General features: G+C 72.6%; 29 protein-coding genes. 22 read left to right on the plus strand and 7 right to left on the minus strand.

The genetic code is table 11. The features are described 5' to 3' along the window. Window positions 1–17 precede the first annotated feature (17 nt). The 3 genes from ACM9LD_RS22070 to ACM9LD_RS22080 form a co-directional block, all read right to left on the minus strand. Window positions 18–440, minus strand: coding sequence for a type II toxin-antitoxin system VapC family toxin (locus ACM9LD_RS22070; RefSeq protein WP_415678667.1), 423 nt, complete (start codon window positions 438–440; stop codon window positions 18–20). Beyond that, window positions 437–676, minus strand: coding sequence for an AbrB/MazE/SpoVT family DNA-binding domain-containing protein (locus tag ACM9LD_RS22075; protein WP_224650140.1), 240 nt, complete (start codon window positions 674–676; stop codon window positions 437–439). The genes ACM9LD_RS22070 and ACM9LD_RS22075 overlap by 4 nt, the downstream gene beginning before the upstream one ends. Window positions 677–912: 236 nt before the next feature. Further along, a complete protein-coding gene (locus tag ACM9LD_RS22080; protein ID WP_415678668.1) occupies window positions 913–2,214 on the minus strand; it encodes a bifunctional o-acetylhomoserine/o-acetylserine sulfhydrylase in 1,302 nt (433 codons plus the stop codon). A 74-nt stretch (window positions 2,215–2,288) separates the two neighbouring features. Between ACM9LD_RS22080 and ACM9LD_RS22085 the strand changes: the two genes are divergently transcribed. Next, window positions 2,289–2,819, plus strand: coding sequence for an NUDIX hydrolase (locus tag ACM9LD_RS22085; RefSeq protein WP_415678669.1), 531 nt, complete (start codon window positions 2,289–2,291; stop codon window positions 2,817–2,819). A gap of 107 nt (window positions 2,820–2,926) precedes the next feature. Next, the gene (gene infA / locus ACM9LD_RS22090; RefSeq protein ID WP_005140011.1) at window positions 2,927–3,148 is read left to right on the plus strand and encodes a translation initiation factor IF-1; all 222 of its coding nucleotides are present in this window, start codon (window positions 2,927–2,929) and stop codon (window positions 3,146–3,148) included. A 69-nt stretch (window positions 3,149–3,217) separates the two neighbouring features. On the opposite strand, the gene ACM9LD_RS22095 is transcribed toward infA, so the two are convergent. After that, window positions 3,218–3,955: a S1 family peptidase gene (locus tag ACM9LD_RS22095; RefSeq protein ID WP_415678670.1), complete on the minus strand. Its 738-nt coding sequence runs from the start codon at window positions 3,953–3,955 to the stop codon at window positions 3,218–3,220. Between the two features lie 261 nt (window positions 3,956–4,216). Between ACM9LD_RS22095 and rpmJ the strand changes: the two genes are divergently transcribed. The 6 genes from rpmJ (at window position 4,217) to rplQ (ending at window position 7,796) form a co-directional block, all read left to right on the plus strand. Then, on the plus strand, window positions 4,217–4,330 hold the full coding sequence (gene rpmJ, locus ACM9LD_RS22100; protein ID WP_013127970.1) for a 50S ribosomal protein L36: 114 nt from the start codon (window positions 4,217–4,219) through the stop codon (window positions 4,328–4,330). A gap of 183 nt (window positions 4,331–4,513) precedes the next feature. Further along, a complete protein-coding gene (gene rpsM, locus ACM9LD_RS22105; RefSeq protein ID WP_146435040.1) occupies window positions 4,514–4,885 on the plus strand; it encodes a 30S ribosomal protein S13 in 372 nt (123 codons plus the stop codon). Next, window positions 4,885–5,295, plus strand: coding sequence for a 30S ribosomal protein S11 (gene rpsK, locus ACM9LD_RS22110; protein ID WP_068522638.1), 411 nt, complete (start codon window positions 4,885–4,887; stop codon window positions 5,293–5,295). The genes rpsM and rpsK overlap by 1 nt, the downstream gene beginning before the upstream one ends. A gap of 21 nt (window positions 5,296–5,316) precedes the next feature. Then, window positions 5,317–5,922, plus strand: coding sequence for a 30S ribosomal protein S4 (rpsD, locus tag ACM9LD_RS22115; protein WP_415678671.1), 606 nt, complete (start codon window positions 5,317–5,319; stop codon window positions 5,920–5,922). 85 nt (window positions 5,923–6,007) lie between these two features. Then, window positions 6,008–7,066: a DNA-directed RNA polymerase subunit alpha gene (locus ACM9LD_RS22120; RefSeq protein WP_068522636.1), complete on the plus strand. Its 1,059-nt coding sequence runs from the start codon at window positions 6,008–6,010 to the stop codon at window positions 7,064–7,066. A gap of 34 nt (window positions 7,067–7,100) precedes the next feature. Beyond that, window positions 7,101–7,796: a 50S ribosomal protein L17, sunset domain variant gene (gene rplQ, locus ACM9LD_RS22125; RefSeq protein WP_415678672.1), complete on the plus strand. Its 696-nt coding sequence runs from the start codon at window positions 7,101–7,103 to the stop codon at window positions 7,794–7,796. 65 nt (window positions 7,797–7,861) lie between these two features. On the opposite strand, the gene ACM9LD_RS22130 is transcribed toward rplQ, so the two are convergent. Both ACM9LD_RS22130 and ACM9LD_RS22135 read right to left on the minus strand, forming a co-directional pair. Then, the gene (locus ACM9LD_RS22130) at window positions 7,862–8,332 is read right to left on the minus strand and encodes an SRPBCC family protein (protein ID WP_415678673.1); all 471 of its coding nucleotides are present in this window, start codon (window positions 8,330–8,332) and stop codon (window positions 7,862–7,864) included. A 97-nt stretch (window positions 8,333–8,429) separates the two neighbouring features. After that, window positions 8,430–9,617, minus strand: a complete 1,188-nt coding sequence (locus ACM9LD_RS22135; RefSeq protein ID WP_415678674.1) for an FAD-dependent monooxygenase — start codon at window positions 9,615–9,617, stop codon at window positions 8,430–8,432. Between the two features lie 87 nt (window positions 9,618–9,704). Here ACM9LD_RS22135 and ACM9LD_RS22140 point away from each other — a divergent pair, with 87 nt between their 5' ends. From ACM9LD_RS22140 to ACM9LD_RS22200, 13 genes are all read left to right on the plus strand, one after another. Continuing rightward, entirely contained in the window at window positions 9,705–10,586 is an 882-nt protein-coding gene (locus tag ACM9LD_RS22140) for a TetR/AcrR family transcriptional regulator C-terminal domain-containing protein (RefSeq protein WP_415678675.1), read from the plus strand. Next, the gene (gene truA / locus ACM9LD_RS22145; protein ID WP_415678676.1) at window positions 10,583–11,419 is read left to right on the plus strand and encodes a tRNA pseudouridine(38-40) synthase TruA; all 837 of its coding nucleotides are present in this window, start codon (window positions 10,583–10,585) and stop codon (window positions 11,417–11,419) included. The genes ACM9LD_RS22140 and truA overlap by 4 nt, the downstream gene beginning before the upstream one ends. Before the next feature lie 68 nt (window positions 11,420–11,487). Beyond that, window positions 11,488–12,129, plus strand: a complete 642-nt coding sequence (locus ACM9LD_RS22150; RefSeq protein ID WP_415678677.1) for a DedA family protein — start codon at window positions 11,488–11,490, stop codon at window positions 12,127–12,129. Window positions 12,130–12,139: 10 nt separating this feature from the next. Next, window positions 12,140–13,342, plus strand: a complete 1,203-nt coding sequence (locus ACM9LD_RS22155; RefSeq protein WP_415678678.1) for a type VII secretion-associated protein — start codon at window positions 12,140–12,142, stop codon at window positions 13,340–13,342. Window positions 13,343–13,359: 17 nt separating this feature from the next. After that, window positions 13,360–13,656 carry a hypothetical protein gene (locus ACM9LD_RS22160; protein ID WP_415678679.1) on the plus strand — a complete coding sequence of 99 codons (297 nt, stop codon included), beginning with the start codon at window positions 13,360–13,362 and terminating at the stop codon, window positions 13,654–13,656. Next, complete coding sequence (locus ACM9LD_RS22165) at window positions 13,656–13,958, plus strand: YbaB/EbfC family nucleoid-associated protein (RefSeq protein ID WP_415678680.1); 303 nt, start codon at window positions 13,656–13,658, stop codon at window positions 13,956–13,958. Before ACM9LD_RS22160 ends, ACM9LD_RS22165 begins: the two co-directional genes overlap by 1 nt. A 106-nt stretch (window positions 13,959–14,064) precedes the next feature. Continuing rightward, window positions 14,065–14,364 (plus strand): hypothetical protein, encoded by a 300-nt coding sequence (locus tag ACM9LD_RS22170; RefSeq protein WP_227966786.1) that lies wholly within the window; start codon window positions 14,065–14,067, stop codon window positions 14,362–14,364. Window positions 14,365–14,366: 2 nt separating this feature from the next. Further along, on the plus strand, window positions 14,367–15,746 hold the full coding sequence (locus ACM9LD_RS22175; protein ID WP_415678681.1) for a WXG100 family type VII secretion target: 1,380 nt from the start codon (window positions 14,367–14,369) through the stop codon (window positions 15,744–15,746). An 88-nt stretch (window positions 15,747–15,834) separates the two neighbouring features. Beyond that, on the plus strand, window positions 15,835–16,125 hold the full coding sequence (locus ACM9LD_RS22180; protein WP_415678682.1) for a PE domain-containing protein: 291 nt from the start codon (window positions 15,835–15,837) through the stop codon (window positions 16,123–16,125). 3 nt (window positions 16,126–16,128) lie between these two features. Next, window positions 16,129–17,082 carry a PPE domain-containing protein gene (locus ACM9LD_RS22185; protein ID WP_415678683.1) on the plus strand — a complete coding sequence of 318 codons (954 nt, stop codon included), beginning with the start codon at window positions 16,129–16,131 and terminating at the stop codon, window positions 17,080–17,082. After that, window positions 17,079–17,795, plus strand: a complete 717-nt coding sequence (locus ACM9LD_RS22190; protein ID WP_415678684.1) for an ESX secretion-associated protein EspG — start codon at window positions 17,079–17,081, stop codon at window positions 17,793–17,795. Before ACM9LD_RS22185 ends, ACM9LD_RS22190 begins: the two co-directional genes overlap by 4 nt. 69 nt (window positions 17,796–17,864) lie before the next feature. Next, window positions 17,865–18,164 (plus strand): WXG100 family type VII secretion target, encoded by a 300-nt coding sequence (locus ACM9LD_RS22195; RefSeq protein ID WP_415678685.1) that lies wholly within the window; start codon window positions 17,865–17,867, stop codon window positions 18,162–18,164. 30 nt (window positions 18,165–18,194) lie between these two features. Continuing rightward, window positions 18,195–18,488 carry a WXG100 family type VII secretion target gene (locus ACM9LD_RS22200; RefSeq protein ID WP_415678686.1) on the plus strand — a complete coding sequence of 98 codons (294 nt, stop codon included), beginning with the start codon at window positions 18,195–18,197 and terminating at the stop codon, window positions 18,486–18,488. Window positions 18,489–18,553: 65 nt separating this feature from the next. Here the strand turns inward: ACM9LD_RS22200 and ACM9LD_RS22205 are convergent, their stop codons facing one another. Beyond that, the gene (locus ACM9LD_RS22205; RefSeq protein ID WP_415678687.1) at window positions 18,554–20,005 is read right to left on the minus strand and encodes a type VII secretion protein EccE; all 1,452 of its coding nucleotides are present in this window, start codon (window positions 20,003–20,005) and stop codon (window positions 18,554–18,556) included. Window positions 20,006–20,135: 130 nt separating this feature from the next. Between ACM9LD_RS22205 and eccB the strand changes: the two genes are divergently transcribed. Next, a complete protein-coding gene (gene eccB / locus ACM9LD_RS22210; protein WP_415678688.1) occupies window positions 20,136–21,554 on the plus strand; it encodes a type VII secretion protein EccB in 1,419 nt (472 codons plus the stop codon). Window positions 21,555–21,557: the final 3 nt, after the last annotated feature.

The following is a 21,557-nucleotide window of genomic DNA, read 5'->3' on the forward strand; positions in this document are numbered from 1 at the left end:
GCGGCGAGAGAGATCGATCACGAAGCGATGAGGATCGTGGTCACGCCGATGGCGTTGTAGGTGCCGCGAGCGCGGCCGTCCCGTGTCGCGAGCATTGCGCCGTTGTCGAGGGCGACGAAGGCGACGAGTGCGTCGTGCACCTGTCCACCCGCGATGTTCGTCTCCACACAGCGGTGGTGGATCTCGGCTCCTGCCGCCGGTGGGAGCGCGAAGTTCTCGGGAAAACTGTCGTCGATCAATCGGGCAGCGTCGTCGGGCGTCAGGCGATGTTCCCCGGGCAACCGGGTGAGAACCGAGTAGGTCTCGGCGAGCGCATGCCCGCTCAGCGCGAGCCGCTTGCCCTTCGCCCAGGCGGCGACGGCGGCATGGTGGTCGTGCTCCGCGAACAGAAGTGCAACAGCTACGGACGTGTCCACTGCGATAGCGACGTCGTCGGTCATTTGCGCCCGGCGTCGATCAGGGCGAAAACCACCTCGTCGGTGAGGGGGCCGCCGCCCACCGCGACGAGGCGACCGTCTTCGTCCCGCTCCAGCCGGGCCGTACGGCCCCCGGGAGTGATCTGAACTCCGCTGCCGTACCAGGAGATGTCGACCACCGAGCCAGGCGTGATGCCGAGGGCGTCGCGAAGCTGTTTCGGGACGAGTATCCGGCCCACGGAATCCACTGTTGCTTCCACGGGACCAATCTACCAGGCACATCCCAATCAGGTCCCAGTGAAATCCCTGTCCGGATCGGACAGAATCCGAGAGTGCTCAGACGATGGCACCCCCGAGTCCATGACTCGGGGGTGCCATCGAGGAGAACCTGATCTCAGGTACAGCCGCGCTGCACGGCCGCGGTCCAGGCGTCGTCGTCCTGGAGGGCGGAACGGACCGCCCGTCGCAACCACCGCAGCGCGCGCATCACGGGCTCCTAGGAGGCGTTCGCCGCGGCCTTGAGGCCCAGCTGCAGGTCGGCGAGGATGTCGTCGATGTGCTCGATGCCCACGGCCAGGCGCACCAGGCCCGGCGTGACGCCGGACTCGAGCTGCTCCTGCTCGGTGAGCTGCGAATGCGTGGTCGAGGCGGGGTGGATCACCAGCGAGCGCACGTCGCCGATGTTCGCGACGTGGCTGTGCAGCTCCAGGGCGTCGACGAAGGCCTTGCCCGCGGGCACGCCGCCGGCCAGCTCGAAGGCGACGATCGCGCCGGCGCCCTTGGGCAGCAGCGACTTCGCGCGCTCGTGGTACGGGGACGAGGGCAGCCCGGCGTAGATCACCTCGGTGACGCCCTCCTGCCCGGAGAGGTACTCGGCGACCTTCTGCGCGTTCTCGATGTGCCGCTCCACGCGCAGGCTCAGCGTCTCGATGCCCTGCGAGAGCAGGAAGGCGTTGAACGGCGAGATCGCGGGGCCCAGGTCGCGCAGCAGCTGCACGCGGGCCTTGAGCGCGAAGGCGGGCGCGCCGAGGTCGGCGAAGACGACGCCGTGGTACGACGGGTCCGGGGTGGTGAAGTTCGGGTGCCGGCCCTGCGTCCAGTCGAAGTTGCCGCCGTCGACGATGACGCCGCCGATCGCGGAACCGTGGCCGCCGAGGTACTTGGTGGCCGAGTGCACCACGATGTCGGCGCCGTGCTCGAGCGGGCGCAGCAGGTACGGGGTGGCGACCGTGTTGTCGACGATGAGCGGCAGCCCGTTCTCGTGCGCGACGCCGGCCACGCCGGCGACGTCGAGGACGTGGCCGCGCGGGTTCGCGATGGTCTCGGCGAAGAAGGCGCGGGTGTTGGGGCGGACGGCGGCGCGCCACTGCTCCAGGTCGTCCGGGTTCTCGACGAAGCTGACCTCGATGCCCAGCTTGGCGAGGGTGTAGTGGAGCAGGTTGTACGTGCCGCCGTACAGGTAGGGCGAGCTGACGATGTGATCGCCGGACTCCGCGACGTTGAGGATCGCGAGGGTCTCGGCCGCCTGGCCGGAGGCCACGAGCAGCGCGGCCACGCCGCCCTCGAGCGCGGCGATCCGCTGCTCGACGGCGTCCTGCGTCGGGTTCATGATGCGGGTGTAGATGTTGCCCGGCTCGGCAAGCCCGAACAGCGCCGCGGCGTGATCGGTGTTGTTGAACGTGTACGACGTGGTCTGGTAGATCGGCAGCGCACGCGCGTTGGTGGCACCGTCGGGCGTCTGCCCGGCGTGGATCTGCGTGGTCTCGAAATGCCAGTTCGGGCTGTCCGGATTGCTCATGGCCCCGATACAAGTGCACGGGCGCTGCGGTGTCCAGGGTTTGACTCATACTGTGGAGAAAAGGAGGCCGGAGCATGGACGAGATCGTCGCGCTGTACGACGATGCCGGGCGCCCGTCGGGCGCGGCGCCGCGGTCCCGCGTGCGCGCCGAGAACCTGCGTCACGGCACCACCGGCGTCCTCGTCTTCGACTCGGCCGGCCGGATCTACGTGCACCGCCGCACCCCGGTCAAGGACGTCTACCCGGGTTTGCGCGACTTCACCGCGGGCGGCGTGCTCCTCGCGGGGGAGGCGCCCGACGACGGTGCCGCGCGCGAGGCCTTCGAGGAACTCGGGGTGCACGGGGTGGAGCTGCGGCCCGTCGGCGTGCGGGCCTACGCCGACCCCCGTACCCGGTTCGTGTGCTTCCAGTACGTCTGCACGTACGACGGGGTCGTCGTGCACCAGCCCGAGGAGGTGGAGAGCGGCGCGTGGATGGCGCCGGCCGATCTGCTCGCGGCGGTGGCTGCGGACCCCGCCGACTTCGTCCCCGACTCGGTCGAACTCGCGTTGCACCTCGTCAGCGCCGGGGGCGGTTCCGGGCAGGATTCGTCGGACGAGTCCTGAGCGCGTAGAATAGATGGGTAGCGCGGCGTTCGGCCGCACGCCCGTCCGCTCAGGAGGGGCACAGGTCGCACACGGCGTCCGCTGAAGACAACAGGATCGTGGAGGGTATGGCGAAGAAGGACGGAGCCATCGAGGTGGAGGGCCGCGTCGTCGAGCCGCTCCCCAACGCAATGTTCCGCATCGAGCTGGAGAACGGGCACAAGGTGCTCGCGCACATCAGCGGCAAGATGCGGCAGCACTACATTCGTATTCTGCCCGAGGACCGGGTCGTCGTGGAGCTCTCGCCCTACGACCTGACGCGCGGGCGCATCGTCTACCGGTACAAGTGACCGCGTAGCGCGCAGCCGGATACGAGAAAGACCCACCCCGCGGGGTGGGTCTTCTTCGTGTTCGGGGTGCTAGACCGCCAGGCGCAGGCCGCCCGCCTGGGCGAGGACGAAGCCGAGGTCCCAGTAGTCGGAGACCTCGGAGCCGTCGCGGCCGGGCTCGGACGAGCCGGTGGCGTGGATGCCGAGCGCGGCACCGTCGGACAGGCGGATCAGCGAGGCGCCGCTGTCGCCGGAGCGCAGCTTGAGGTCGGTGCGGAAGCGGTTGGCGGTCACGTCCGTGACGGCGCCGCAGACCCAGCCGCTGGTGCGGCCCTGGCTGCAAACCTTGTCGCCGATCCTGGCCTTGCCGAGCGAGCGGGGGGCGGCCTTGCCGAGGCGGTTGACCAGCGGTACGCCGGGCTTGAAGGAGACGGTGCCCCAGTCCGGGTGCGAGATGTTGGTCGAGACCTCGCGGCCGTCGACGATCTTGGTGGGCGGGTTCGACGACTTCTCGAACTTTCCGACGGAGATGAGCGCGCGGGCCTGGCCGGGCGCGGGCACGGTGACCTCCTGGCCGACCTTGCCGCAGTGGCCGGCGGTGACGCCCACGCGGCGGCCGTCGGGGGTGGTGGCGAGCACGCCGAGGGTGCACGCGGCGACCTCGATGCCCTCGGCCGTCTCGTTCTGCACGATGTCGATCTCCGAGCCGGGGCCCACGACGATGCGCGGCGCGGCCGACGCGGGCGCGGCGGAGACGAGGAGCGAGGTCGCGACGCCGACGGCGGCGGTGGCGGCGACGCCCAGGCGGCGGGAGGGGGACAGACGCATCGCGGGGTCCTATCGGATCGAGGGATCAGATCGCGGAATCTTCGGTGGCGAATAGTGCATCACCGATCGTTCCTGAGGCTAGCATGAGAGACCGCTCGTGCGTGCGCCCGCGTGCTCTTCGCGGCTGATTTGGGGCAGGCGGGTGTGCAGCGTACACTGGATCATCGCGTGCGTGCGCGGCTTCGTCGTGTGCGCCGTGGCGCCCCTCCGGCTACCGGTGGCGGCGACGAAAAACACTGAGAACAACTGGATAGGACTGACGTGAAGGTCAACCCCAGCGTCAAGCCGATCTGCGAGAAGTGCAAGGTGATCCGCCGTAACGGTCGGGTCATGGTGATCTGCGACAACCTGCGCCACAAGCAGCGTCAGGGCTAGATCACTGCGCTTCGAGCGGTTCGCCGCTTGAACACACGATGACCTCTCCGCACCAGCGGGGGCAGACGAGCCCCCGTGAACCCCCGGCTCGGAGGCCGGGGCCTCGGCCGGCGTGAAAGCGCCGGAACCACCGAGGACGGACGGGGAGCAGACCTCCGACTATGAAGAAGGAAACAGCCAAGAATGGCACGTCTTATGGGTGTCGACCTCCCGCGCGAGAAGCGCATGGAGATCGCACTGACCTACATCTACGGCATCGGCCGTACCCGCGCGACTGAGATTCTCGCCGAGACCGGTGTGAGCCCGGATCTGCGCAGCAAGGACCTCAGCGACGAGGACCTGACCAAGCTCCGTGACTACATCGAGGGCACGGACTACAAGGTCGAGGGTGACCTGCGCCGCGAGGTGCAGGCCGACATCCGTCGCAAGATCGAGATCCAGTGCTACCAGGGCATCCGCCACCGTCGTGGCCTGCCCGTGCGTGGCCAGCGCACCAAGACCAACGCTCGCACCCGCAAGGGTCCGAAGAAGACCATCGCCGGAAAGAAGAAGTAATGCCTCCGAAGTCGCGCGCCACGGGCGCGAAGAAGGGCGTTTCGCGTCGTCGCGAAAAGAAGAACGTCCCGCACGGCCACGCTCACATCAAGAGCACGTTCAACAACACGATCGTCTCGATCACGGACCCCAGTGGCAACGTGATCAGCTGGGCCTCCTCGGGCCACGTCGGCTTCAAGGGCTCGCGCAAGAGCACCCCCTTCGCCGCGCAGCTCGCCGCCGAGAACGCTGCCCGCAAGGCGCAGGAGAACGGCGTCAAGAAGGTCGACGTCTTCGTCAAGGGCCCGGGTTCGGGTCGCGAGACCGCAATCCGCTCGCTCCAGGCCGCCGGCCTGGAGGTGGGCACCATCTCCGACGTGACGCCGCAGCCGCACAACGGCTGCCGTCCGCCCAAGCGGCGTCGGGTCTAGGGAAGGTAGGAGAGAGAAACCATGGCTCGTTATACCGGCCCTGTCACCCGTAAGTCCCGTCGTCTGGGCGTCGACCTCGTCGGCGGTTCCGAGGCGTTCGAGCGTCGTCCGTACCCGCCCGGCCAGCACGGCCGCGCGCGGATCAAGGAGTCCGAGTACCTCCTGCAGCTCAAGGAGAAGCAGAAGGCTCGCTTCATGTACGGCGTGATGGAGAAGCAGTTCTCCCGCTACTACAAGGAGGCGAAGGCCGCCACCGGTAAGACCGGTGACGCCCTGCTCCAGATCCTCGAGACCCGCCTCGACAACGTCGTGTACCGCGCCGGCCTGGCCCGTACCCGTCGTCAGGCCCGCCAGCTGGTGACCCACGGTCACTTCACGGTGAACGGCGTCCGCGTCGACGTTCCCTCGTACCGCGTCTCGCAGTACGACATCATCGACGTCCGCCCGAAGTCGCTCGGCACCACGCCGTTCCAGATCGCGCGTGAGACCGTCGGCGAGCGCACCGCTCCGGCTTGGCTCCAGGTGGTCCCGTCGAACCTGCGCATCCTCGTGCACCGCGTGCCCGAGCGTGAGCAGATCGTCGTTCCCTTCCAGGAGCAGCTCATCGTCGAGTACTACTCGAAGTAAGTAGTGCAGGGTCGCCGGCGGATTCGCCGCCGGCGGCCTTCTACGGGCGTCAAATAGCGGACGCCCAGAGAGAAGGAATCACTCAATGCTCATCTCGCAGCGACCCACCCTCAGCGAAGAGGTCATCTCCGAGGCGCGCTCGAAGTTCATCATCGAGCCGCTGGAGCCGGGCTTCGGTTACACGCTGGGCAACTCGCTCCGCCGCACGCTGCTGTCGTCCATCCCGGGCGCGGCAGTGACCAGCATCCGCATCGACGGCGTGCTGCACGAGTTCACCACGGTCCCCGGCGTGAAGGAGGATGTCACCGACATCATCCTGAACCTCAAGGGCCTGGTCGTCTCGTCGGAGGACGACGAGCCGGTCACCATGTACGTGCGCAAGCAGGGTCCGGGCGCCGTCACCGCGGGCGACATCGTTCCGCCGGCGTCGGTCACCGTCCACAACCCCGACCTGCACATCGCCACCCTGAACGACAAGGGCAAGCTCGAGATCGAGCTGGTCGTCGAGCGGGGCCGTGGCTACGTGCCGGCCGTGCAGAACAAGGCGTCGGGCGCCGAGATCGGCCGCATCCCGGTCGACTCGATCTACTCGCCCGTGCTGAAGGTGACCTACAAGGTCGAGGCGACCCGTGTCGAGCAGCGCACCGACTTCGATCGTCTGATCCTGGACGTCGAGACCAAGAACTCGATGACCGCGCGGGACGCGCTGGCGTCGGCGGGCAAGACCCTGGTCGAGCTGTTCGGGCTCGCCCGGGAGCTCAACGTCGAGGCCGAGGGCATCGAGATCGGCCCGTCGCCGGCCGAGGCCGACCACATCGCGGCGTTCTCGCTGCCGATCGAGGACCTCGACCTGACGGTGCGCTCGTACAACTGCCTCAAGCGCGAGGGTGTGCACACCGTGGGCGAGCTCGTGGCCCGCACCGAGTCCGATCTTCTCGACATCCGCAACTTCGGTCAGAAGTCGATCGACGAGGTCAAGGTCAAGCTGCACGCGCTGGGTCTGGCCCTCAAGGACAGCCCCGCTTCGTTCGATCCGTCGCAGGTCGACGGGTACGACCCGGCCACCGGTACCTGGAGCGACGAGCCGTCGTTCTCGGGCGACGCCGATGGCGACCAGGATTACGCCGAGACCGAGCAGCTCTGAGCTAACCAGCTCGTAAAACCCCACAGGAGAAACAATGCCTAGGCCCACTAAGGGCGCCCGGATGGGCGGCTCGGCCTCGCACCAGAAGCACATTCTGGCGAACCTCGCGACCGCGCTCTTCGAGCACGGCCGCATCGAGACCACCGAGTCCCGCGCCAAGCGCCTGCGTCCCTACGCGGAGAAGCTGATCAGCCATGCCAAGCACGGCAAGCTGGCCAACCGCCGCGAGGTCATGAAGGAGATCCGCAACAAGGACGTCGTGCACGTGCTGTTCGCGGAGATCGCTCCGGCCGTCGCCGACCGTCAGGGCGGCTACACCCGGATCATCAAGACCGAGAACCGCAAGGGCGACAACGCCCCCATGGCGGTCATCGAGATCGTGACCGAGCAGCTCGCCGCCACCGAGGCCTCGCGCGCCACCCGCGTCGCCGCCTCGCAGGCCGCTGCCAAGTCCGCCGCCGTCGAGGCTGCGGAGATCACCGAGACCGAGGCTCCGGCCGAGGGCTCGGACCTCCCCGCCGGCGCGCACGCGCCGCTCGAGGACGTGAACGAGGCCCCCGAGGGCTTCCCGATCAAGGGCAACGCCGACTCGAAGCTGTACCACCGCCCCGGTACCCGCTTCTTCGACTCGACGGTCGCCGAGATCTGGTTCGCCGACGAGGCTTCGGCCGAGGCCGCGGGCTACTCGCTGCCGAAGTCGCAGCAGGAGGACGCCTCCGACTCGGAGTAGTCACCCACCCACGCACGCAATCCCGCCACCTGCATCGCAGGTGGCGGGCTTCGTCGTTCGGCGGGTCAGCGCGTCGACGCGATCACGGCGTCGACGGTGGCCCGGACCTTGTCCGCCGAGACCCGCGGCAGGGTGAACCGCGCGAGGTAGGCCTCGTTCGTCACGCGCGACCAGTCGCAGGTGACGGCGATCAGCGAACCGTCGACCCCGTTGTCCGAGTGCGGGGTGAACTCCCACGACCACTCGACGCCGACGGGCGGCTTCCCGCGCCCGGCGGGCAGCCACGCGATCCGCCGATCCGGTTCGAAGGCCGTGACGTGATTGTCGACCGAGTACGGCCGCCCCTGCTCGTCGGTCATCTCCATGCCGAACGTCTGGCCGACGCCGGTGATCGTCTCGGGGGTGCCGTCGGAGACGCCGCGCAGCATCCCGGATCCGTCGGCCGCCGCGTGCACCGCGGGGCGGGTCAGCGCCGCGAAGAGCACGGCCGGCGGGACATCGGCGAACACGGTGACGGTCTGCGCGGTATCGGTCATGGTCCCGACGCTACGCCGCTCACGATGTCGACTTCTGCGCATGTGGACGTGCGCTGGTGCACGCGCATGGCCGCAGAACCCGACATCGTGAGCCGCATCAGGTGTACGCGGGCAGGTCGATGCCGTCGGCCTTCGCGAACTGCGCCGCCCAGACCAGCCGCATGGGCCAGTGCATCGCGGTCCGGTAGGTGAGATCCCCGAGCGCCACGCCGATCCGGCCCATCGGCGCGAACCCCGCGGGGCTGCCGGGCGGCAGCTCCTGCGCCTTGGTCACGAACGGCCGCATCACCGCGTCGTACCGGGCGACCGCGCGGGGGACGTCGCCGTCGGCCCGGCCCAGCTCGCCGGCGAGGACGTACGCGCCGACCAGCGCGAGGGTGGTGCCGAGCCCGGTGAGCGGGGTGGGGCAGTAGCCCGCGTCGCCGACGAGCGCGACGCGGCCGTGGGTCCAGCCGTCCAGCTTCACCTGCGCGAGGTCCTGGTACGCCCAGTCGTCCGCGGTGCGCATGGCCGCCAGCAGCTGCGGGGTGACCCAGCCGATGTCCGCGAACTCCCGCTCGAAGAGCGCGAACTGCTCCTCGCGGCCCAGCCGACTCGGGTCGGTGCCGCGGATCGCGAGCCCCGCCTTGACGGTGCCGTCGGTGCGCGACGGGCGCACCGACACCACGCGGCCGCGGCGCGCGGTGTGCATGAGGTACCAGCCGCGGGTGTCCTCGTCGATGGTGGCGGTGAACCACGCGTACCGCAGCCCGATGGGCTCGAGCGCTCCCGCGTCGGGGCCGAAGGCGGCGCGGCGCACCGCGGAGCCCAGGCCGTCGGCGCCGATCACGAGGTCGAACTCCCGCGGCTGGGCCGTCTCGAAGCGCACCCGCGCGACGTGGCCGTCCTGCTCGATCGAGGTCACGGTGTCGTCCCACACGTACTCGACGTCGGCGGGCACCGCGTCGACGAGCACCTCGGCGAGGTCGCCGCGCAGGATCTCGTGGGTGGAGACCACGCCGTTGCCGCCGAAGGCCTCGACGGGCATGCGCGCGCCGCGCCGCCCGCGGCCGTCGACCTTGACGAGGCCTCGCTGGTCGAGCAGCCGCTCGGTCGTGGCGGGGCCGAGGCCGAGCCGGTCGATCACGGTGCGGCCGGCGCCGCGCAGGTCGACGGTCTGGCCGCCCGTACGCAGCGACGGTGCGCGTTCGACGATCGTGACGCGGTGGCCCTGGCGGGCGAGGAGGAGGGCGGCGGCGGGACCGGCGATGGAGGCGCCGCTGATGAGGACTCGGAGCTGATTCATAGGGCGAACGTACGCCGTATCGAGTGCATCGCGCTACAGTGTTGACGTGGATGTTCCTAGAAAGTGCACTAGTGCATCGGGGCTCGGGTGACGCGCGCCGAGGAGATCGCGGCGGCGCTCCGGGAGCGCATCGCGTCCGGCCGGCTGCGTCCGGGGGACCGGGCACCGTCGACCCGGGCGATCATGCGCGATCACGGCGTGGCGATGGCGACGGCCTCGAAGGTCCTGTCCCTGCTGCAGGCCGACGGCCTGGTCGACTCGGCCCCGGGGAGGGGGAGTGTGGTGGTGAGCCCGGACCGCCCGCGCGCCCCCGAGCTGACCGCCGCCGACGTGATCGCCGCGGCCGTCGCCATCGCCGACGCCGAGTCCCTGCAGGCCGTCTCGATGCGCCGGCTCGCCGCGGCGCTGGAGATCCCGACGATGGCCGTCTACCGCTACGTCCCCAGCAGCGACGAGCTGCAATCGGCGATGCTGGACCGCGTGCTGTCGGACCTGCCCGTCCCGCCCCGCACCGCGGACTGGCGCGCCGATGTCGAGGCGCTGCTCCGCTCCCTGTGGGAGACGATGCAGGCCCACCCGTGGCTCGCCGCCGCGATGTCGATGACCCGGCCGGCGGTGCTGCCCGGCGCGATGCCGATGTCGGAGCACCTGCTCGCCGCCCTCCGCGCCGCCGGACTCGAGCAGCGCGAGGCCTTCACCGAGTACCTGTGCCTGCTCAACCTGGTGCGCGGCCTGGGCGCGACGATCGAGCCCGAGCTCGCCGACCGCGCGGCGACGGGCGTCACCGAGGATGAGTGGATCGACACGCAGCTGGACGAGCTGCGCGCCGCGGCGCCCGCCGACCGGTTCCCGGTGATGGCGGAGATGCTGCACACGAGCTACCCGTACGACGCCGACGTGCTGCTCGACACCGCGCTCACGCGCTACCTCGACGGCCTGGCGGCAGCGGTAGAGTCACGCGCGACATGACTCGTTACCGCCTCGACATCGCCTACGACGGCACCGACTTCAGCGGCTGGGCCCGCCAGCCCGAGCGCCGCACGGTGTGCGGCGTGCTGGAGGAGGCGATCGGGACGATCCTGCGCGCGCAGGTGCAGCTCACCGTCGCCGGCCGCACCGACGCGGGCGTGCACGCGACGGGCCAGGTGGCGCACGTCGACCTGCCGGACCCCGTCGTGCTGCCCGACGGCCTGGTCCGCCGCCTGGCGCGCATGCTCCCGCAGGACGTCCGGGTGACCGCGATCCGCATCGCCCCGCCGGAGTTCGACGCCCGCTTCTCCGCGCTGCGCCGCCACTACGAGTACCGCCTCACCGACGCCCCGTTCGGCGCGAACCCGTTGCGCGCCCGCGACACCGCGCCGTGGCGGCGGCCCGTCGACCTGGACCGGATGCAGGAGGCGAGCGACCGGCTCCTGGGCCTGCACGACTTCGCCGCCTTCTGCCGCCGCCGCGAGGGCGCCACGACGGTCCGCGAGCTGCAGCGCTTCGCCTGGCGTCGGGACAACGACGGCGTGTTCACCGCGGAGGTCTCCGCCGACGCCTTCTGCTGGTCGATGGTGCGCTCCCTCGTCGGGGCGGTCGCCGCGGTCGGGGAGGGCCGACGGTCCGCCGACTGGGTCGCCGGGCTGCTCGACGAGCGCGAGCGCTCCAGCGCCATCAACGTGGCCGCCGCCTGCGGGCTCACGCTGGTCCGCGTCGACTACCCCGCCGACGACGAGCTCGCCGAGCGCAACCTGATCACCCGCGAGAAGCGCGAGGTCGACGGCCCGGGGTCGGGCGCGGGCGGCTGCTGCGGCGACTGACGGAGCTTGGGGCGCCGTTCGCCCGCAGTTCATGATCGCGATGCCCACCGCGTGGATACTCGGGTGATGTGAACCCCTTCGACGTCACCGGCTTCCTCGGCTCCGCGGGCCTCATCGGCCTGGTGCTGCTGATCTTCATCGAGACCGGTCTGCTGGTGGGCTTCATCTTCCCGGGGGATTCGATCCTGTTCACCGCGGGCATCTTCGCGGCGCAGCCGCAGCCCTTCGCGCAGCTGTGGCAACTGCTGCTGTTCCTGCCGATCGCGGCGATCATCGGCGATCAGTGCGGCTACGCCCTCGGCCGGTACGCCGGCCCGAAGGTGATGCGCGGCAGGGTCATGAACTTCATCGGGCAAGGCCCCGTCGACAAGACCTACGCCTTCTTCGACAAGTACGGCCCGTTCACGGTGCTCTTCGCCCGGTTCATCGGCATCGTCCGCACGCTGGTGCCGGTGCTGGCGGGCTTCTCGAAGATGGACCACCGCAAGTTCACGCTGTTCTCGGTGCTCGGCTCGATCCTGTGGTGCGACGGGATCGTGCTGCTGGGCTACTTCCTCGGCGGCATCCCGCTGCTTCGCGATCACCTCGAGGTGCTGTTCATCGGCTCCGCGCTGACGATCATCATCCCCATCGCGATCACCGTGATCACCCGCCGCGCCCGCAAGCGCGAAGCCGCCGAATCCGCTCCGGCGGAGCCCGCCACGCGCTAATCTCCTCCGCATGATCGGGTTGGGGGACCCGGAGCGCATCGTCATCGACTGCGCGGGGGACGAGTGGTACGTACGCGGGCCGGACGGTGCCGTGCGGTCGACGGCCGCGCCGCCGGACGTCGACGAGTTCGTCGCGCCCGCGGTCGCGACCCGGCAGTGGGCGCAGTGGCTGGCCGACGCGGCGAGCGGCAGCGCACCGTCACGCGCGTGGACGATCCTGGCGCCCAGCGTCTTCGGCGCCCCGCGGCGCAGCCTGATCGCCGCGGCCGGCGCCTCGCTCGGGGTCGACTCCGAGGTGCTCCCGCGCGCGGAGGCCCTCGTCCGCGCCGCCGGCGTCCTCTACTGCCGGCGCGCCCTCGTCCTCGAATGCCGTGGCCCGGTGGCGCAGGCGCACGTCCTCGCCCTCGCCGACGGTGCGTGGCGCCCCGTCGCATCCGCCTCCCACCCGGACCCGCTGCGCGCCGCCCGGAAGGTCTTCGACGACGACGTCGACCAGGCCCTCGTCGACGGTCCGCCCGAGGTCTACCACCGGGTCCGCCGCGCGCTGGCCACGGCCCACCTCTGGCGCGCCGTCCGGATCGAGCCGGAAGAGGTGCTCGCGCCGACCCCGGACCCGCGGCCCGCAACGGCACCGCCCGCGCCCGAGCCGGAACCGGAACACACACCCGGACACCGCGGCCCGCGGCGCTGGCCGCTCGTCGCGGCGGGTGCCGGCACCGTCGGCGTGGTGGCCGCGGGCGCGGTCGCCTGCCTGCCCGGCTCTCCGCCGCCCGCGCCGGCCCGCCCCGCGCCGCCCGCGGAGAGCTTCGTCCGCGTTGCCTTCGACGGTGCCTCCGTCGACCTGCCGCAGGGCTGGGCGGTCACCGAGCCCGGCCCGGACCGGCGGCTGGCACAGGCGGACGACGGCCGCCGGGTCACCGTGGTGCGGACGCGACTCCGGGCACCGTCGAACCTCGCGGCCGTCGCGGCCGACCTGGAATCCGCCCTCGCGCGACGGTCGGATCGTCGTATCACCGACCTCGACCCGAGCACCCTCGTCGCGGGCCGCGAGGTGATCGGCTACCGCGAGCAGGTCGACGCGGAGCGGTTCGTGGACTGGTACGTCGTGGTTGCGGGCGCGGCGCAGCTGAGCGTCGGCTGCGAGGCGGGGCGCACCGCGGCGCCGTTGGCGGGCGCGTGCGAGCGCGCCGTCGGCACCGTGCGGGAGGAATGAGACATGAAGGGGGACAGATGACGATCGCCACATCCACCAACGGAGGGGTGCGGGTGCGGGCCAACGACCAGGGCACGCCGCTGCACATCGCCATCGAGCGGACCGAGCTGCGACGGGAGCCGCAGGACCTGGCCGACACCGTCGTGCGGCTCTGCCGGGAGGCCGCGACCACCGCGGGCCTGCAGCGCCGCGCCGAACTGGAGCGCGCCGGCGTGGGCCCGGAGGTGTTGCGCGCCATGCGCCTCCCGGAGCCGGTCGCGGCGCCGGCCCCCGAGCGCGACGACTCCGTCGGCACCTGGTTGCGGAGGGTGTGATGAGTGCCGAGATGGATCGCATCGAGGCCCGCGCGCACGAGCAGCTGCGCGTGCTGCGCCGCACCAGTGCGGAACTGGACGGCGTCCGCGTCGCCGTCTCCAGCCCGGACGGCGCCATCCGCGTGGAGCTCGACGGGGTCTGCGCGCTCGTCGGGCTCACGCTGACCCCGGCGGCCTGCAGGTCCGACGGAGCCGCCCTCGGGCGGCGCATCGTCGATGTGTGCGCCGTCGCCGCACGGGAGGTGCAGGCGCGGCGTGCCGCGGTGATGGAGCGCTTCCACGCGGACTTCGCGGTGGGCTGATCCGCGGGCCGGGGAGCAATCGGGATCCGAATCCCGAGCTGGTGCGTCCAATTGATGAGGGCCTTCGCACCGGGCCCGCTGCAGACGATGGGGGAGAGCAATGTTCATGGCGGTGAATTCGGCGATCTCGGCCTTCGGGGCCGCCAACGCCGGGATCGGGGCGGCGGTCGCGACGGCGGGCTCCGTGGATGCGGCGGCGAACGTCGCGGCGCTGAACCCGGCGCTCGGCCTGATCGGGCAGGACTTCCTCGCGGCCTTCGCCGCCGCGCAGGCCGTCCACGTGGAGTCCGTCGCGGAGCTGGCCGTCCTCTACGGCGGGATCGCGGCGTCCTCGGCCGGCACGGTCGCCGCATACGGTCTGACCGAGGCCGGCAACGTCGCCGGGTTGGGCTCCGTGGGGATCTGACCGTGGCCGATCCCGTGGCGGTGCCGGTGGCGCCCGACACCGCGCTCGACCCGGCGATCCGTGCGCTGCTCGACCGGCCGGTCAACGAGGTGCTCGCGGCGCTCGGCCTGCCGCCGGTGCCGACGGCACCGGAAACGCCGCCGCAGCAGGAGCTCCCGGCGGCGCCCAAGGGCGTTCCCGAGGCGCCGCAGGTGCCGGGATTCGACGTCGCCGGGCTGGTCAAGCCGATGACGGACCTGCTCTCGACCTTCGGCTCGGGCAGCTTCGAGGGGCTCGATCCGTCGGCGGCGCTCTCCGGCGCGTCGAAGGCGCTGGAGCAGGGCGTCTCGGCGGGGATGCAGGCGATCAGCCAGCTGTCCTCGGTGTGGCAGGGACCCGCGGCGACGGCCGCGACGGGCAAGGGCCTCGAGGCCGCGACCGGCACGGGCCTGGTGGCGGAGCAGGGGGCCGAGCTGTCGACCGCGGTCGGCGAGGCCGCGGCGGTCGTGGGCACGGGCGAGGCGGAGCTCCAGGCGATCATCGACTCGTTCATGGCGGTGATCTCGGCGCTCGGCCCGTCGTTGTGGCTCCCGCCGGGGCAGGCCGCGGCCGTCGCCGCCGCGCAGGAGCATCTGGCCCACGCGACGGAGGTCGTGGCCCGCACGAAGAGTCAGCTCTCCGGGCTCAGCGCGCAGGTCGGGGCCGCCGGCCGCAAGGTGCCGGTCGCCACCCCGCCCACGACGGCGGCCACTGCCGCGGCGCAGGCCGCCGCCTCGATCATTCCCGGCGTCGTCTCCGCCGCGACCGGGGCGGTGACGGCCGTCGGCAAGCTCGCGACCGATACGGTGTCCGGCGCGGTGAAGACCGCCGTCGGCGTCGCGACGTCCGCGGGCGAGGCCCTGAGCGGGCTCGCGGAATCCGCGACGGACACCGAGGACGATGCCGTCACGGGTACCGACCCGACTGCGACGGATGACTTCCCGGCCGCCGCGGCGCTCACGGGCAGCGGAGCGGGCGTCGGAGGCTCCGGTGCGGGTGGCGGCGGCATCGGCGGGCTCGGCTCCGGCGCCGGTGCCGGTGCCGCGGCGGCGTTGTCGCAGCCGCAATCCGCCGCGCCCGCCTCCCGGACACCCGTCGTCGAGGGCGGCGCCCGGACGGTGCCGGCCTCGGCCGATGTCGTCTCGCGCGGCGGCATGGCGGCCCCGATGATGCCGATGGGCGCCGCCGGGGCGGCGGGCGCCCGCGGCGCGACGGCCGGCGACCACGCGGTGCCCGACTACCTCGTCACCAGCGACAACGGGGAGAGCGTGCTCGGTGACCTGCCGCTGGTGGGCCCGCAGGTGGTGGGTGATGCGCTCCCGGCCGAGCAGTACGACGAGCCGGACGTGGAACTCCGCCTGTAAGAGGCGGAACCGTACCGGGAGCCGGTGCGTCTAATGGATAGAGACAACTTCGGGGGGAGTGCACATCGTGTCCGGTAGCAAGCTGAGCATGGATCCGCAGGAGGCGCGGGAGATCGCCCGCGGCATCGAGCGGATCGTGGAGGACCTGCGCGGCGCGCAGAAGCGTTTCGAGGCGCACGCCGCGCCTGCCGCCACGGGCCGGGACGAGGTCTCGCAGACCGTGGCGCGCACCACGCAGCGCATGGGGGAGAACCAACTCCGCGCAGCGGAGGCCGCGGTCGCCGACCTGCGCCGCCTCGGCGAGGCGGTCTCGGGGCACGTCACCGCGGTGCAGCGCGGGGACGCGGAGCTCGGCGCCACCCTCGGCCTGGTGGTCTGACCCGTGCTCCGCGATCCGGGCTTCACCGGCGTCGACTGGGCCGCTCGCCCCACGGAGCGGCTCGCGGGCGATCTGCTGGGCGGGGCGGGCGCGCAGCCGCTCACCACCGCCGCGCAGGAGACCGCGCGTCTCGCTGCGGCGTACGGCGCCGCCGCCGTCCAGTTTGACCGCCTCGTGGTCCGGCTCGACGGCGCGGTGGACCTGGGGCGTCAGGAGTCCGACGTGCGCCGTACGGGCCCGCTGCCGGAGTACGCGCGCTGGCTCGCGCGGCACGCCGCGGATCTCGCGGAGTACGCGGCCAAGCTCGCCGGGCAGGGCGCGGCGTACGAGACCGCGGCGCGTGCGATGCCCTCGGTGGCCGATGCCGCCCGGATCCGCACCGATCGGGAGAACGCCCAGGCCGCCGCGGCGGCGGGCGGCGCGGAACCCGCGGTGGCCGCCCTCGTCGGCGCCGCAGCGGATTCGGAGCGCGTCGAGCAGCAGGCGCACGGCACCGCCGCGGCGGTCATGGCGGGGTTCGAGCGGGCCGCGGAGCCCCTGCGCGCGCCGTGGGAGTTCGCCGCGCCGCCGACGGTGCCCGGGTCGCGCACCAAGCCGCCGAAGGGCAAGGGCACGGGCGGAGCTTCGGGCACGGGCCGTGGCACGGGAGGCGGCGGGGTCGGGGTGCCGGCGCCCGCGCTCGGAGCGTTCCCCATCGGAACGGTGCAGCGCGAGCAGGGTGGCACCGGAACGACGCCGGCGTCGACGTCGAACGCCTCTTCGTCCGCCGGCCGCGGCATTCCGATGATGCCCGCCGGCATGATGGGTGCGGCGGGCGCCGCCGTGGCGGCGAAGCACGCCGCGCAGCCGGCGGGCGCGGTCCCGTCCGAGGCCGAGGACGAGGCCGACGCCTTCGTGGTCCACGCCGCGCCCGCGGTGCTCGGCGCCCACGGCGAGTCGATGGTGGAGGAGCCGTGACCGCGCACGCGGTGGCGGCGCTGAGCGCGCGGTTCGGCACCGAGGTTCCCCCGGTGCTGTGGACGCCGCCCGACCCGCGCCGCACCGCCGCCGAGCCCGCTCCGCTCATCGAGGAGCTCGACGTCGACGAGACCACCGCCCTGGACGTGCTCGCCGCGCCGGAGGTGCGGATCGAGGCCCGGGCGACGGGCGCGCTGGACACCCGGCTGTGCCTGGCCCGGGCGGGCCACCTCACGGCGCGGGTCGTGCGTGCCGCGGGAACCGCCACCGTCGATCTACCGCACTGCGACGGTTCCGCGGACCGGCTGGCCGCGCTGGTCGCACCGGTGTTGGGAGATGCGGCACCGGCGGATCCCGCTGTCGCGGCGTCCTTCCCGGCAGAGGAAGGGCGGGCGGCCCTCCGAGCGGGCGACGCGGGCGAGGTCGGTGCGGCGCTGCGGGCGATCGGGGTGGACCCGGACGCGGCGCGGCTGATCGGACGGGTCTTCGCCCGCTCGCAGCGCAGCGTCGAGTTCACGGTGCACGCGGGGGATCACCGCTCCGCGGCGGTGGTCGCGGTCATCGACTCGCCCGCTGGGCGCGTCGTGGTGCGGACGGCGCGCGAGCCGGGCTCGGGGACCTGGATCTCCGTCGCCGACGGCAGCGCCCATCGCATCGGCAGGGCGCTGCGGCGCGCCTGCGAGGAACTTCCGGGGGGCGGCTGGACGCCGTGACCGGGGACGGCACGCACCATCCGGGTGCGGGCCGACGGTGCCGGCACGTCCGGCGGGGAGGAGTACGACATGACGGGGACCAAGGCCGAACTCGCGGCGATGAAGACCGGCGCCGACACGCTGGACGACCTCGGGGCGCAGATGAAGACGACCCTGAGCCAGCTGCGCGGCGACGTGGAGGCGACGCAGGGGGTGTGGGCCGGTGCGGCTCAGGTCGCCTTCCTCGGGGTGATGGCGCGGTGGGACGAGAGCGCCGCGAAGGTGAACACCGCGCTCGTCGACATCAGCAGCATGCTCGCGGGCAACACCTCGAGCTACCGCGCGCAGGAGGACGACAACACCTCCACCATCACGGCACTCAGCCTCTGACCGCATCCGAAAGACCTAGGGGGACCAAGCATGAGCGACATGATCCGCTACGACTACGCCACCATCCGGGGCGCGCTCGATGACATCGCGCAGCGCACCACCGTCCTGATCCAGCAGGCCGACGCGATCCGCACCGAACAGAACAAGTTCGCGACCGCGTGGGAGGATCCCGATTCCGCGACCGCGTACCAGGCCGTGCAGACGCGGTGGAACTCCGGCTTCGAGGACATCAACGACCTGCTGACGCGGGTGCGGACCGCGGCCGAGAACGCCGTGGTGTCCATGCAGCAGACCAACGCCAAGGCCGCGCAGAGCTGGACCTAGCAGACCACCGCACGCGAGCGGGCCCGGCAGCCGGAAGGCTGCCGGGCCCGCTCGTCTTCGGTGCGCTACGCGACGAGCCGCAGCGTGGCCGCGCCGCCGTCGGTGCGCACGGTGAGCATCCCCGGCAGGGGCTGGCTGAGCACCACGTCGGCCTCGGTGACGGGGGAGATCCCGGCCTGCTCGATCCGCCACACCGTCCCCGAGGGCTCCACCGCCCCCGGCGTCAGGCCCGCGGCGGTGCCGTCGAGGACGGTCACCGTGTAGTCCGCGGGGCCGAGCTCGGCGAGCTGCTGCGGGTAGCGCCAGCCGGAGATCCACAGGTGGCGCGGCGATCCCACCCAGTTCACCAGTGGCTGCCACATCGCCGGCCGCCCCGTCACGATCAGCACCCGCGCCCCGGTGGCCACGGCCCGTTCCACGAGCTGACGCGCCGGATCGTCGGCCACGGCGGCCCAGACGCTGCGCACGCCCCGACCGTGCAGCCGCGCGGCGACGGGGCCGCCCGTCGCGTCCGAGCCGAGGATCTGCCCGCACCCGCCGAGCGGGACGTGCAGCGCGGCGAGCGCCGCCGTGGGGCCGGTCGCCTCGTGATCGCCGCGCCGCCCTGCCTCGTCCGCACCGTCGGCGGACCGCCATGCCCCCACACGGATCCCGCTCGTCCGGTCCGGGCGCACCGAGATGCCGGCGCGGCCCGGCGCATCGACCGAGAACAAGGTGTCGAGGTCGCCGCGGGCGAGCGCCTCGGGATCGCAGGGGACGGAACCGGCCGGCGGGGCGGGGTCGATGCCGACAGCCTCAGCGGGACGCAGCGGCACTGCGGCGACCCCGTGGGCGCGGAGCGCATCGACGACCCGCTGCGCCGCGAGCGCCGCGATCCGGAGCTCACCGGACGCGCCGCCGCCTCGTCGCGCGCAGGCCGCCGCGCAGTCCCGAGGATCGATCGTCACCGCCACGAGGAGGTCCGCCGCCGCCCAGCGGTGCAGTGGGCCGAGGAGCTGCTGGTAGCGCATCCGCGGTGCGGGCGGCTCGCCCGGAACCCGCCCGCCGGCGAGGAGCAGGTCGATCCGCGCCGCGGGGGTGTCCGCGTGCCGGATGAGGTCGGCGAGCAGTTCCAGCGGGATCGCCGGATCCTCGCGCCGCAGCATCGCCACGAGCTGTGGGGCGGGCGGTGCGAGGCGGACGAAGGCGGTCAGCCGGCGGTCGGCGCGGCGGATCCCGACCTCGCCGCCGCCGGGATACGGCGCCGCCCCGACGAGCGAACCCGTGGCGGTGCGCACGCGGAGCCGGTCCGCTGCGTACTCCGCGCCCGAGGTCCCGCGCACGCGGACGAGCGCGCCCGCGCCGACCGTCAAAGCCGCGGTGGCGGCCGCCCAGTGCGGCCCGCCGAGCGCGGCTGCGCCGAGTCCCGCGGCGGCCGCGGCGGCCTCCGCGAGGAGGACGGACCCGCTGGAGGGCCACGCCGCGCGGTGCCACCTGCCGGGCGCGACGAGTCCGGTCGATCCAGTCGCCTGTTCCATGTCTCGTCTCCCCCAGAAAGAGCGCCGTCTCCCCCGAAACGTGCTGTCGTGCGCCGAAAGTACCGTATTCTGAGGGCCGGTACGGCCGCTTCGGGGGAAGCGGCCGATACGCACCTTGGGGGAGGGCGTCATGCGGAAGCAGTTGACCACGCGCGCGCAGGTCAGCGGGTATCGGTTCATCCTGCGGCGGATGGATCACGCGCTGCTGCGCCGGGATCCGCGCATGATCTCCGATCCGATGGCGTCGCAGTCGCGGTCACTCATCGTCGGCCTCGTCCTGGCGCTCGTGATCACCGGGGGATGCGGCGTGCTCGCGCTGCTCCGGCCGCAGGGCGCGGTGGGCGACGCGAAGATCGTGCTGGCCAAGGAGTCCGGCGCCCTCTACGTCCGGGTCGACGACGTTCTGCACCCGGTCACCGGGCTCGCCTCGGCGCGCCTGGTGGTGGGGGAGGCGGCGCAGCCCTCGTCGGTCAAGGACAAGCGGCTCAGCGATTTCCGCCGAGGCCCCGAGGTCGGCATCGTCGGCGCGCCCGCGCAGATCCTCGGTCCCGTCTCGGCCTGGACCGAGGGGGCTTCGCCCTGGCTGCTCTGCGACCGGACGCGGCGGGCACCGTCGGACAAGCCCACCGCGCGGGACGGGCTCGACACGATGGTCTCCTCGGTCGATTCCGGGTCCGCGGACGACGGCGCCGTACTGGTCCGCCACGGCGACGACCACTTCCTCCTGTTCCGTGGCGTGCGCGCGACGGTGGACCCGTCGGATCCCGTGGTGCGCAGACTCGCCGGGATCGACGGCGTCTCCGCCCGCGCGGTCAGCGCGCCCCTGCTCAACGCCTTCGCACCGATCGACGCGATCGCGGTGCCGCAGATCCCCGGGCGCGGACAGCCTTCGGCCGCGGTGGGCGGGTCCCGCGTCGGCGACGTCGTGCGCGTCGCCGACACCGACCGCGACCGCCTGTACGTCGTCCTCGCCGACGGCGTCCAGTCCGTCGGCGCGTGGGCCGCCGATCTGATCCGCGCGGGAGACCCCGCGGGCACCGCCATCGCGACGGTGCCGGCGGCCACCGTGGCCTCCGCACCCACCCGTCGCGCCGTGCCGGTCGGCGACCTGCCCGACACTCGTCCGGTGGCGCGGACCGTGAGCGACGCGCCCGTGGTCTGTGCGGCCGCGTCGACCGACGGCGAGGGCGGCGGCACCGTCGAGCTGCGTTCCTTCCGTACGCCGCCCGGCCCGGGCCTGCCCGTCGCGCTGGCCGGCGCCGACGGTGCCGGGGACGCCCTCGACTTCGCGTCGATCCCGTCCGGCTCGGGCGAGTACGTCGTGTCGGCCGACCCCGGTGGTGAGCGCCGGGACGGCTTGTTCTACGTCTCGGACTCGGGTGTGCGGTACGGCATCCCGGACGTGGAGACGGCGCAGATCCTGGGCCTGCAGCACAAGCCGAGGCCGGTGGCCTGGTCGGTGCTGACGGCGATGCCCGCGGGTCCCGACCTCACTCGCGCCGCCGCCGCGGTGACCCGCGACGGCACGCCGGTCACCGTCGACCGCTGAGGC

Origin of the sequence: Tsukamurella hominis (assembly GCF_965137015.1) — a bacterium.
Taxonomy (GTDB): domain Bacteria; phylum Actinomycetota; class Actinomycetes; order Mycobacteriales; family Mycobacteriaceae; genus Tsukamurella; species Tsukamurella hominis.